5 protein-coding genes are annotated in these 13,527 nt (G+C 59.5%); 4 read left to right on the forward strand and 1 reads right to left on the reverse strand.

Annotated elements, in window-relative coordinates; translation table 11 throughout:
* The 3 genes from PDO_RS02755 to PDO_RS02765 form a co-directional block, all read left to right on the forward strand.
* Window positions 1–8,709: DUF5801 repeats-in-toxin domain-containing protein (locus PDO_RS02755; RefSeq protein ID WP_007597458.1), on the forward strand; the 8,709-nt coding region annotated here is incomplete at its 5' end.
* A gap of 184 nt (window positions 8,710–8,893) precedes the next feature.
* Entirely contained in the window at window positions 8,894–10,276 is a 1,383-nt protein-coding gene (locus tag PDO_RS02760) for a type I secretion C-terminal target domain-containing protein (protein WP_141649794.1), read from the forward strand.
* A gap of 199 nt (window positions 10,277–10,475) precedes the next feature.
* Entirely contained in the window at window positions 10,476–11,234 is a 759-nt protein-coding gene (locus PDO_RS02765) for an SDR family oxidoreductase (RefSeq protein ID WP_007597461.1), read from the forward strand.
* A 46-nt stretch (window positions 11,235–11,280) separates the two neighbouring features.
* Here PDO_RS02765 and PDO_RS02770 read toward each other — a convergent pair whose 3' ends face one another.
* A complete protein-coding gene (locus tag PDO_RS02770; protein WP_007597462.1) occupies window positions 11,281–11,937 on the reverse strand; it encodes a GntR family transcriptional regulator in 657 nt (218 codons plus the stop codon).
* A gap of 431 nt (window positions 11,938–12,368) precedes the next feature.
* On the opposite strand from PDO_RS02770, the gene PDO_RS02775 reads away from it, so the two are divergent.
* Window positions 12,369–13,527, forward strand: a 1,159-nt coding sequence (locus tag PDO_RS02775) for an NRAMP family divalent metal transporter (RefSeq protein WP_458574634.1), incomplete at its 3' end; no start/stop codon positions are given.

A 13,527-nucleotide genomic window follows, 5' to 3' on the forward strand; every position in this document is an offset into this window, starting at 1 on the left:
ACAGAGGGCACCGCCATCCTGCTCTACAAGGTCGGTGATCTGGTTGTCGGTCGCGTCGGCGGCCCAAGCGGCACTGTCGCCTTCGCCATCGCCATCGACCAGAACGGACATGCCGCCATCGCGCAGTACCTGTCGATCAAGCATGACGACGCTGGCGATTTCAACGAGGACAACGACAACGGCTCGGACACCAATGACGCCGCTCCGGACAACGATCCCAATCCGGTTCAGGAAACCATTGCCAGCGGCGCGATCAAGGCGGTCCTGACAATCACCGATTCCGATGGCGACACGGTTCGCTCGCAGCAAGTCGATATTTCCCACCAGATCCGTTTCCTCGACGATGGTCCATCGGTCACACTGACGGTCAGTCCTGAAGAAGCAATACTGCTGACAACGCAGGATGCCCAAACGATAGGCAATCTCAGCGACACCTCCACGTCGGCTGCCGATTTCGGCGGAGCATTCATCTCGACCGTCAATCTCGGCTCCGATGGCGGCACGTCGGTCAAGACTTTTGCCCTGTCGCTCAAGGTTGCCGAAGGCACGGATTCCGGCCTCGATAGCAATGGCAAGCAGATCAATCTCTTCGAGATCAATGGCGTGATCTACGGCTCGACAACGTCAGTCGAGAGCGAAGCGATCGCCAAGGCAGTCTTCTCCCTGTCGGTCAACGGTTCTGGCGTGGTCACCCTGACCCAGATGGAAACCATCGACCATGCGCAGCCAGGCTCAAGCTCCGGCTTCGACACACAATTCGCCACGCTGGCCAACAACCTCGTTTCGCTGACAGCGACCGTCACCGCGACGGACAAGGATGGCGATACGGACTCGAAAACCGCCTCGATCGATCTGGGCGGCAATGTCCGGTTCGCCGATGACGGCCCAAGCCTCACCGGCACGACGATCTCGGTCAAGGTCAACGAAGACGACATCGACACCAACTGGTCGGAAGGCACATCGCCGCATAGCCAGTACTACTTCGATCCGGAGAATGACGGCGACAATTCCTACACCGAAAGCGCATGGGGTTCGGCAGGCGGCGCGATCGTCAAGGGCAGCCTGGCAACTCTGGTGAGTTCCGGCGCGGATGATGTGGCAACCTTCCACTTCACCAGCAATGCCATCGCCTATCTTGAGGCGCTCAACCTGACCTCCAATCAGCCGGTCAACGGCCAGCCCGCGGCTCTGCCGCTGACCTATGTGCAAACCAGCGCAAACGGATGGCTGATCATTACGACGAGCGAAGCGGACGCGCCGACCCCTGGCAATTCTGCCAATCCGGTCTTCGAAATTCGCATCAATACCACAACCGGCGCCTATGAGTTCCGGCTGTTCGACGAGCTGTATCACAAGGCGCCGGACAATGGCGCGAACGAGAACACGCAGCTGCGCTCCGGGGACGCTGTGATCGAGGCAATCCGCTTCGGCGATATCATCGAAGCCAGGGACAGTGACGGCGATACCGTCAACCTGGGCAGCAGCTTCGAGATCAAGATCATCGACGATGTGCCGGAGGCCGTGTTGTCGGTCAACCGCTCTGAATTCGTGATCCATGACGAAACCGCCGCAATCCAGACGGCTGGCGGTGCCAATGACAAACTCGGTTCGGAACTGAACGCTGAGGTTCGTCAGCTCTTTGCTGCAATCGAGACCACCAATCCGCGCGTAACCGGTGACGATCCGCATGCCTCCGGCACCAGCAGCATCTCGAATGCCCCGGTCATCGGCTACGCCTACAGCGCAGACAACATCGTCTCGACATCAGGCTCGGATGTCGGAGCAGATGCTTCGGCCGCCGTCTTCAAGCTGTCGCTGACGATCGTTGAAGGCGCCCTCTCCGGCCTCAAGACAACCGAAGGCACCGATATCCGTCTCTATACGCTCGGCGACGTGGTCGTCGGTCGCGTTGGCGGTGCAACGGGTGCGGTCGCATTCGCGATCGCAGTCGACCAGAATGGTCACGTGGCGCTGGCGCAGTACCTGTCGATCAAGCATGACGACCGGGGCGACAATAACGAGAGCAATGACAACGGTTACGATTCAGGCGACGCGTCTCCGAATGACAGCCCCAACCCGCAGCAGGAATCCCTGCTTGCCAACAGCGTCAAGGTGACCCTGACAATCACCGATTCCGATGGTGATACCGACACGGCGACGGTCGATATTTCGCAGCAGATCCGCTTCCTGGATGACGGCCCGACGGTCACCGTCAATGATGTCGACAATGTTTCGCTGTCATTGATCAAGCTCGACGAAACGACACCCGGCGATCTGCCGAATGACAATACGCCGAACACCGAATGGGTGGCGACGACGAACCTGGCCCAGGCCGTGGCCATCGGCAGCATGGCAACGCCGACGGTTGCGGCCGGCACCTCGGTGTCGGAACTCTTCGCCGTCGATGCCTCGGCCGGCGTGGATGGCGGCACAATTACCTCAGCCTTCAGCTTTGTCCTCAAGGGTTCCTATGGGCAAACGCTCAACAGCGGCTCAAGCACGGGCGTTGAAAGCAACCTCAAGGTGGCCAATACCGTGGGATCGCCGTGGTACAACGCCAATGGCCTTGCTGACTCCGGCCAGACGATCTGGCTCTACAAGATCAGCGACACCGTTCTGATCGGCAAGATCGGCCAAGACACCAACACCACCAGTGACGATTACATCGTTCTCAAGATCGAGCTGACAGGCAGCGCGAGCACGACGCAGTTCGTCGTCACGCAGTATCTGCCGATTGCCCATCCTGATGGCAGCAATCCCGATGATGCCCGCACGTTGACACTGGCTGATCATGACGCCGGCCTGTCGATCAACCTAACCGTCACGGCAACAGACGGCGATGGCGACACCGCGTCTGACAGCGAGACGATCGAGATCATCGACCACAACAGCACGGTCGTGGCCTTCGAGGACGATGGCCCGCAGATCACGGTCACAGCCAACGCCAATACCGCAGCCAGCCTTTCGACCGAACTCGACGAGACCGTCGCGGCTGATCGTTACAATGGCGGCGAAATCGAAGCCGGCAGCAATGCCAACACGGATGATGCAAGTGGCGTCCTAGCGCAGGTGACGACAAGCGTTACCGGCGGCCTCGCCAGCCTGTTCAACGTGACATCGGACTTCGGTACCGATGGCGCCGGCAGCGTTACGGGATCGTTCAGCCTGACAAGCACCGGCGGAAACGGTCCGTTTGCCACCAACCTCACGGCGACGAATGGCGGCGCAATCACGCTTTCCTTCGAGAACGGCGTTCTTGTCGGGCGCGATGCGTCAAACACTCTTGTGTTCAAGATCGAGACTGTCGGCACAGGGGCTTCGGCACAGCTGAAGACAACGCTCTATGAAGCCATCGACCATGGTTCCGACAGCAACCAGTTCGATGCAACAGCAGTGCTGCGTCTTGCAACGCAGGAAGCCTCGATCGGGCTGACCTACACGGCGACAATCAAGGATGCCGATGGAGACAGTCGCACTTCATCTGCAACCGTGACATTGATCGACACCTCGACATCCCAGTTCGCGTTCGATGATGACGGCCCGATTGCTACAAACGACCTTGCCCAGGTCGCTATCGAAGCCGGTGCACAGATCGGCGGCAATGTCCTGTCCAACGATCTGGTAGGATCCGATGGCGGCACGCTGACGTCGGTGACCATCGGCGATCAGGCTTATGCAATTGCGGCGAGCGGCACGACGCCGGTCAACACGGCCTATGGCACCTATAGCTTCAACAGCAACGGCAGTTGGACATTCCAGGCGGCCAGCAACCTGAACAACGCCCAGGAGGTGGATGCCTCGTTCACCTACACTCTGACCGATGGCGATGGTGATACAGCGACTGCCGTACAGTCGATTTCTGTTGAAGACGGCGCCCTGCCGACGACGTCGAATGGTGCGAACAATCCGCTCGCCCTGACCGTCGACGAAGAAGGTCTCGGCACCGCCGGCGCAACCGGCACCGCTTCGGCCACCGATGTTGAAACATCGGCCGGCACGGTCGGCTTCACCGCAGGCTCCGACAATCTGGTCAGCTACGCCTTCGGCTCCACCGCCGACATCACCGTCGAGGTCGACGGTGTGGGCAGTGCCGATATCGTCTGGACCGCCAATGGCGCCACCCAGCTGATCGGTTCGATCAACGGCGCCCAGGCGATCATTGTCACCCTGACGGCACCTGCTTCGGTCATTGCGGCCGGCACCAGCGGTACCGCATCGGTCAATGTCGAGCTGACGGACAATTTCCCGCATGCCAACGCCAGTGGTGAAAACAATGTCACCCTGACGGGTATCACGGTTGTTGCAACCGACACCGATGGCGACATGGCGACAGCCTCGGTGACAGTCACCGTGGTTGACGACGTACCGACCACAACCGGTAGCGATGCCCAGGGGGCAGACCTGATCGTCAACGGCGGCTTCGAGATCAATCCCGGCGTCACGGCAGGCAATTTCACCACGACCACCAGTGTTACCGGCTGGTCCTCGGCCAATAGCGTTCCGTTCGAGCTGCAAAATGGCAATGTCGGTGGCCTCGCCGCACATTCCGGCGACATCAAGGTCGAACTGGATAGCGACCCGAACACCGGCAACAGCAACGCGACAATCCAGCAGACGGTCAGCGGACTTGAAGCGGGCAAGACCTATGAGCTGACCTTCTGGTATTCGGAACGTCCGGATGGCAACAATACCAGTGGCGTGAAGGTTTATTTTGACGACAATCCCGTTTACCAGATCGATCCGCAGTCGGCCGAACCCGGCTGGCAGAAGATCACGATCTCGGTTACCGCAACCGGTCCGTCGGCTGTGCTCGCCTTCGAAGGCACCGGCACATCGGATACACTGGGTGCCTATATTGACGATGTCAGCCTGAAAGCCGCCATCATCGACGACGAGGTGCTGTTCGGCGGGATTGCCGGCGGCCAGGGCGATGCGGCAGGTGCGATCAACAGCGTCGGCGGCAAGATCTCGATCACCGCAGGCGCTGATGGTCTGAAGACGATCGCCGTAACCGGTGTCACTGCCAAGGACGAAACCGGCGCGAGCCAGACCTTGCAGGCGCTTTATCAGGGCAAGGCCTATGCAGTCACTTCGACCTGGACTGCCAACGGCCAGGGAGGCGCCTATGTCGGCACCATTGCAACCGATACCGGCCCGAAGACCGTCTACACCCTGACGATGGCCTCCAATGGCAGCTATAGCATGGTTCTGCTGCTGCCGCTGGTGCATGCCTTGGTCAATGACCCGCAGACTGCCGCAACAGAGACGAGCTACGAGGACAATCTCACGCTCAGCTTTGGCTACGACGTCACTGACAATGATGGCGATGTGGCATCGGCCGCGATCGTCATCCAGGTCGACGACGACAGCCCGCAGATCATCGACTCACAAGCCCTGTCGATTGCCGAAGACGCGTCGCTGTTCAGCGGCAATGTCATCCAGTTGAACGAACTGGGCGCTGACGGCGGTAGCCTGACTTCTGTCACGGTAGGCGATGGCAACGGCACCCAGACGGTTGGCATCCCGACGGACGGTACTGCGGCAACAGTGGTCACCTCGTTCGGCACCTATACGTTCAAGGCCGACGGTAGCTGGACCTTCGATCCGAGCGCGCAGGTGAACAATGCTGCGGCCGCCGCGACATCCTTCAGCTACACGCTGACGGATGGTGATGGTGACCAGGCGACCGGCACGCAGCAGATCTCGATCACGGACGGCGCCAATCCGACAGGACTTGGCAATACGATCACCTTCCTACAGGTCGATGACTCGGCCCTGACAAGCAATGCGACGACATCAGACAGCGAGACGATCACCTTCGGGGCCGGCTCCGACGCCTTTGTCTCGGCAGCCTTCTCGACAGACCTCAGCCAGCTCAGCAATGCGCTGACCTGGAACCGCGTGTCTGACACGGAAATCACCGGCAAGATCGGCGGCATCCTGATCGCCACCCTGACGCTGGTGACGACGGATCTTGCCGCGCAGAACAAGGTCGAGGTGAAGCTGACGCTCAGTGACAACTATCCTCTGCATCCGACACAGGGCGACGACCTTGCCCAGTTCGGCAAGATCAACGTGATTGCGACGGATACCGACGGCGACACTGCCAGTGCGGTCGTCTCGGCCGAAGTGTCCGACGATACGCCAAGCCTCAACTTCGCAACCGGTCTCGCAGAGATCAACGAAGGCGGCACGATCAACGGAAGCTATAATTTCCATCCCGGCGCCGACGGCGTCAATCAGCTGGAAGTGATCTTCGACGGCGTGTCGAAGTTCATCAATCTCGCCGACGTTGCAACCAATGGCTCGGTCGAGTTCACGACAAGCTCGGGAACGCTGACAGTCAACGAAAACAAGACCTGGTCCTTTACCGCCTCGGCTGTCTCCTCCGACACGCCGGTCAGCATCAAGCTCAAGGCCGTGGATGGTGACAACGATACCCAAGAAACGACCTACAACTTCACGATCAAGAATGTCAGCGCACCACTGATTTTGAACGGTGCGGTGAACGGTACGGTTGAGGAAGAACATGCCCTTCCGGGTGGTCGCGACGATACGGCGAGCCTGGCAGGCGGCGATCTCGACACCAGCGGCGATCTGAACCAGACGAGCAATGTCTCGACAGGCTCCTACGGGGATCTGGTGACCGGCGGCAAGGATGGCGTGATCTCCTACGCCTTCCAACTGCCGGCAGACAAGGCGGTCTTCACATCGGCAGATCAGTCGCTGACGTCGGATGGCAAGCCTGTCTATTTCGCCATCGAGGGCGGCAACCTGATCGGCTATGTCAACAGCGATGGCGGCAACTCGCCTTATACCGCTGGCGACACCACGATATTCACCATGACGCTCGATCCTTCGACCGGCGACTATGTCTTCACGCTGAATGCGCCGATCGATCATCCGATCAACTCGACCGAAGACGCGATCACCATCAAGCTCGACGGCCTGGTGCGTGTGACGGATGCCGGTGGGCCGATCTCAGATACCGCCGTTGGGCTCGGCGGATCGATCAACGTGATCGATGACGCGCCGGTTGCCGGTAATGACACTGCCAGTGTCATCGCCTTGCCGCCTGCAAACTACAATGTCGCCTTCGTGCTCGATTTCAGCGGCAGCATCGGCGATGCAGAACTGACCCAGATGCTCAATGGAGTTAAGGCTGCGGCACAGCAGATTTTCAACAGCACGACGGGCGACGTGAAGATCGAGTTGGTTGCATTCGGCGACGATGCTGAGGCAACGTCAGTGACAAGCTACGCTCAACTGGTGTCCACGCTTGATGGCTGGTCAGAAGACAGACCGGTCGATGATGACGACACCGACTTCACGGATGCGATCAAGGAACTGCTCGAAAACTACTCTGCTCTCCCTGGCTACAGCAATCAGGTCTTCTTCCTGAGCGACGGCAACCCGACGAAGAACCAAGGCTCTGGCAACAACGTCCTGACCTCAACAGTTGCAAACGACTGGAACGTCTTCGTTGACACCAACAACGTCAAGGTGACCGCAATCGGGGTTGGTGACGGCATCTCGCAAAGCTCGCTGCAGCAGATCGATGTCGATGGCAACGTCTCGGTCATCCAGTTGGCGAACTTCTCGGACATCGTGACGGCTCTCGTCAACCTCGTCAGTACACCGGCCGTTAACGGCAATGTCCTGACCGGTGGAAGCGCCGCGTCGAACGACTTCTTCGGCGCAGATGGCGGCGCCATCGTCGCGATTTCGAGCGGCAATGTCACAAACCCTGTCGGAGCTTTGGGGGCAACGATTGTTGGCACCTACGGTTCGCTCGTTCTTCAGGCGAACGGCTCCTATGCCTATACCCTTAACAGCACGAGCGCAGCCGTACGCGGGCTCAAGGGCAACCAGAGTGACGTCGATGTCTTCACCTACAAGGTGGTCGACGGCGACGGGGACGTCGCAACCGCTACGATCACCATCACGGTTCAAGGCACCAACGAGGCGCCGGCCGGCATCAATGCCACCGTTGCGACCGACGAAGACACCTCGATCACGCTGACCGCTGCCCAGTTCGGCTTCACCGATATCGAGAATGACGGTCTCAGCGGGATCTTCATCAAAGCCCTGCCGGGCGCTGGCGCATTGACCCTGAATGGTTCGCCGGTCGCGTTGAACGCCTTCGTCTCGGCGGCAGATCTAGCGGCCGGCAAGCTGGTCTTTACGCCAGCGGCCAACGCAAGTGGATCCGGCTATGCTTCGATCCAGTTTGCGGTCAAGGACAATGGCGGCACTGCAAATGGTGGCCAGGATACCGATCAGACGCCGAATACGCTGACGATCAATGTCACGGCGGTGAATGATGCGCCCACGGCGGTGATCAGCAACGTTGCCTATTCCGCAACAGAGCAAAGCGCACTCGCACTGCATGGCCCGGGTCTCAGCGTTGGTGACATCGACGTCGGCACCAACCCTATGACGGTCACCCTGTCGGTGGGTTATGGCAAGTTGACAGTAACCTCCGGAAACAGCGGCGTCGTCGTATCTAACAACAATTCGTCCTCGGTGACGCTGACCGGTACATCCGCTCAGATCAATGCACTGATGGACGGGTGGCGGTTCAGGTGGAAGCAGCAAGACCATATACTATCTGGCGGACACAGACGCCCCTCCATCGTCCACCACGCTCACGCTGACCGTCAACGACGGCGGCAACTCGGGCACCGGTGGCGCCAAAACTGCCAGTGATGTTGCCATAATCAACATTGCCGCTGTCAACGATGATCCGACGGCCACGATCTCGCCAAACAGCTACAGCGCAACCGAACAAACCGCTCTCGTCTTGCACGGAACGGGCCTCAGCGTATCCGATCCGGATGCTGGGACGAACGATGTGACGGTCAAATTGTCGGTGGGATCCGGCAAGCTGAACGTGGCAGCAGGCGACAGCGGCGTTGTGGTTACCAACAGCGGCACTTCCACCGTCACCCTGGTTGGTACAATCACCGAGATCAATGCCCTGCTGGCTGGCGGCGGCACAAAGACGGTGACCTACATCGCCGACAGCGACACGCCGCTCGCCTCCACCACGCTCACCCTTTCGGTCAATGATGGCGGGAGCACGGGCAGCGGCGGCGCAGAAAGCGACACCGATACCGCAACGATCAACATTACGGCTGTCAATGACGCGCCGACTGCCGCCATTACCCCGACAAGCTACAATGCAACGGAACAAGTCGACCTTGCCCTGCAAGGCACTGGGCTAACGATCGGTGATATCGACGCGGCATCGGACGAGGTCGTCGTCACCTTGGCGGTTGGTTTTGGCAAGCTGACAATTGATGCCGGTGATAGTGGCGTAAATGTCGGCAGGAACGGAACGATGTCCGTGACCCTTACCGGCAGTATTGCCGAGATCAATGCGCTGTTGGCGGGTGGAGGTTCGGGATCGCGGGAGAAGACCATAACCTATCTCGCCGACAGCGACACACCTCCGGGATCGACCGTTCTCACTATGGTTGTGAACGACGGCGCCAACAATGGCACTGGCGGCGCGCTGATTGCAACGGACACGGCAACGATCAATATCGCCGCCGTCAACGATGCGACTTCCTACATAGCAGACCATGTTTATACCAATGCAGCATCGGGAGGTAATTCATCCATTCCGGAATGGGCTCTGCTGTTCAACGACGACAAGGACAACTTGTTGGATCTGACCCAGGTAAAGAACCCAAGCGGATTCGATAGCATTCAGCTCTCGGGGAGCAATATCCTAATCGATGATAACAATAGCGCGGGTGGTTCCTTCCAGTACCGGGCAGGGTCAACAGACGTGTCTGTGAATCTGTATCGTGATAGTGATACTGACGATATGGACGGCTCAAGCGGCAACGACATCATCATTGATGTTTTCGGTGGAAATACCGATCTCGATGGCAATGGTGGCAACGACATTCTCATTGGCAACGATGGCATCGACACCATGACCGGCGACACCGGCGCGGACGTCTTCGTCATCGGTGCAGACAGCGTCAGTGTCGGGATCCACGACATCATTACCGACTATGACATGGCCGATGGCGACGTCATCGATCTGTCGGAGATCCTGGCCGGTCTGGCATCGAACACGGCTTTGGAAAGCAGCTATGTCAAGCTCGTGCAGAATGGCGGCAATGCCGAACTTCAGGTCGACACCGACGGTGCCGGAGCCACCAAGTCGTTCGAAACGGTTGCAGTATTGAACAGTTTCAACGTGACGACTGAACACGTTCGGATCCTGTTCAACGATCACAAGAACACAGACGATGTTTGATCGGCTTTCGCTTTGAAATTTCGAAGGGCCCCGGTTTCCGGGGTCTTTCTTTTTGTTCGGTCGGACCAGCGACAGCATGCAGCGCTGATATTGGCTCATTCGCCACAACAACCCTTGCTCAACTCACCGTCGACATCGCTTGACTTGCCGCAACCCTTGCCCATTTGTCGTCCGCAGATGACTGCAGTGGGAGAACGACATGGGGCACGCACTTTTTGACCTGACCGGGCGGCGGGCGCTGATTACCGGCTCGTCGCAAGGCATTGGCCTGGCGCTGGCGAAGGGATTGGCGGAGGCAGGCGCCGAGATCGTGCTCAATGGTCGCGACATCGGCAAGCTGGAGGCGGCGGCGCAGGACATCGGCGGCGATACCCGTATCCTCGCCTTCGATGTCACCGACCATGCGGTCGCCCGCGCGGCCATCGACCGTTTTGAAGCGGACATCGGTGCCATCGATATCCTGGTCAACAATGCCGGCATGCAGCATCGCGCGCCGCTAGAGGACTTTCCGGCCGAGGCGTTCGAAAAGCTGCTGGCAACCAATATCTCCAGCGTTTTCAATGTCGGCCAGGCCGTCGGTCGCCACATGATCGCACGCAAACGCGGCAAGATCATCAATATCGCCAGCGTCCAGACACGCGCCGCACGCCCGACGATCGCGCCCTATACCGCAACCAAGGGCGCCGTCGGCAACCTGACCATGGGCATGGCAACCGACTGGGCGAGGCATGGGCTGCAATGCAATGCGATTGCGCCAGGCTATTTCGAGACGCCGCTGAATGCGGCTCTGGTCGCCGATCCGGCCTTTACCGGCTGGCTGGAGAAACGCACGCCGGCCGGGCGCTGGGGCAAGGTCGAGGAACTGGTCGGGGCCTGCATCTTCCTGGCGTCAGACGCCTCGTCCTTCGTCAACGGTCATATTCTCTATGTCGACGGGGGAATGACGATCTCGCTTTAGGCCGGGCTTTCGGCGCAAAGCCGTTTCAGCCGTTGGTCTCAATCCGTCAGAACGCGGCGCGTGAGAAGGCAGCCAGAACCGTGCGTTCCGACTGCAAAAGATAGGTCTCGAGCGCTGCGGCGGCTTCTTGCGTGTCTCCGGCCTCGAGCTTTCCGAGGATCGCCGCGTTGAGATCGACATAGGGCGCATGCAGGAGTTCTGGATCATCCAGCAGCCCGAAACTCAGGCGCAGTTCAGCGGCCGTCTGGGCGTAGAATGCATTGAGCCTCTGGCTGTCGGCCAGATCGACGATCGCCGCGTGGAAGACCATGTTCTGGCTGCCGACGGTCAGCCAATCCTTCGCATCGCGCGCAGCCCTTGCATGTTCGACGGCTGCCCGCATGCGGGCAACGGCCGGATGATTGGGATAGGCATTGGCGATCGCCCGGCATTCGATCGTGCGGCGCACCCGGTAGATGTCGATGATCGAGGACATGCTCGGGGTCGCGACAAAGACGCCACGATTTGGTTCGTGGCGGAGCAGACCTTCCTTGGTGAGCAGCCGGAAGGCTTCGCGCAACGAATTGCGCGAGACATCGAGATCGGCGCTGAGGGCTGCCTCGGACAGGCGCTGGCCGGGCTTCAATTCACCGGCAATCAGCTTGTCGCGGATCTGTTCCGCCAGCCTTGGCGCAAGCGCCGATGTCGTGTCCTGCTCAGCCATGTATCTTCCTTGAGCATCTCGGTTGCGATGCGTCACCTCATGGCCCGCATCGTTATCGTGCTTCGCGCGTAAACAAAACCTGCCCTTGCCGGTGAAAACAGGTTTATCTTCTGCAGGTCCTCTCTGATCGTCATAGCATCCAGACCTGGAGGGTGGGGAACCTCAAAGCGTGCCCTCCGGGTGACCAAATTTTGGCCGAAACCGGGGCAAAACATGCCCAGAAGAGAAACAAATCGCTCAACATTTGCACAACTTAGTAGAACGATAGAATTAAATCGTTGAACAATCTTGACAGAATTGTGAAACGCGACGACGCTGCCCTTATCGATAGTCAATTCCGACAAGACATTTCGAATGACGAAGCGATCAACGGAGAGGGTAACATGGATCAGAAATCGACATCACCAGGCAGTGCCGGCGCCACGGGCGGCATGTCCGTCAAGTCGCGCCGTGCAGCGCTGACGGCCGCAATCTTCCTGATGGCCACATCGGCCATCGGTCCGGGCTTCATCACCCAGACGGCAACTTTCACCACCAAGCTCGGCGCGGCCTTCGCCTTTGCCATTCTCGCCTCGATCCTGATCGACTTCGTCGTCCAGCTGAACATCTGGCGCATCGTCACGCTGACCAAGATGCGCGCCTCCGACATCGCCAATGCTGCGATCCCGGGAACTGGCTATGTACTGGCCATTCTCGTCATCGTCGGCGGCCTGTTCTTCAACATCGGCAATATCGGCGGTGCAGGCCTTGGCCTCAATGCCATGCTCGGCCTCGACCCGAAATGGGGCGGCGCGATCAGCGCCTTGATCGCCATCGCCATCTTCATGTCGAAGCGCGCAGGGGTCGCGATCGATCGGTTGATCGTCATCGCGGGTGTCTTGATGATCGTCCTGACACTCTATGTCGCCATCGTCTCGGCTCCGCCGGTGGGTGATGCGCTGTTCCAGACATTCCTGCCGAGCACGATCGATTTTGCCACGATCACCACCATCGTCGGCGGCACGGTCGGCGGCTATATCACCTATTCCGGCGCCCACCGCCTGCTCGACAAGGGCACGGTCGGTATCGAAAACCTCGGCGCCGTCAACCGTGCAGCGTTGACCGGCATCGCGGTGACCGGCCTGATGCGCTACGTGCTGTTCCTCGCCATCCTCGGCGTCGTCGCCTCTGGCGTCGTCATCGACGTGTCGGGCAAGGGTGCAAACCCGGCCGCCCAGGCCTTCCAGGCAGCTGCCGGCGATGTCGGCTTCCGCATCTTCGGCGCGGTCCTCTGGTTTGCCGCCATCACCTCGGTCATCGGCGCTGCCTATACTTCGGTGTCCTTCATCACCGTGTTCAAGCAGGACATTACCGAACGCGCTCGTAATATCGCGACCGTGATCTTCATCGCCGTCTCGCTGTTCTTCTACGTGGTCATCACAACGCCACCGGCCCAGATGCTCGTCTTCGTTGGCGGCCTGAATGGCCTGATCCTGCCGATCGGCCTGTCGATCTTCATCTACGCCGCCTGGGCGCGCTCCGACCTGATGGCCGGCTATCGCTATCCGCGCTGGCTGCTGGTGCTGGGTGTGCTCACCTGCGCATTGACCT

The organism is Rhizobium sp. PDO1-076 (assembly GCF_000247475.1).
Taxonomy (GTDB): Bacteria; Pseudomonadota; Alphaproteobacteria; order Rhizobiales; family Rhizobiaceae; genus Allorhizobium.

Coding starts and splice junctions, on each gene's coding strand:
- PDO_RS02765 (WP_007597461.1), top strand. CDS start 10,476: ATGGGGCACGCACTTTTTGACCTGACCGGGCGGCGGGCGCTGATTACC.
- PDO_RS02770 (WP_007597462.1), bottom strand. CDS start 11,937: ATGGCTGAGCAGGACACGACATCGGCGCTTGCGCCAAGGCTGGCGGAA.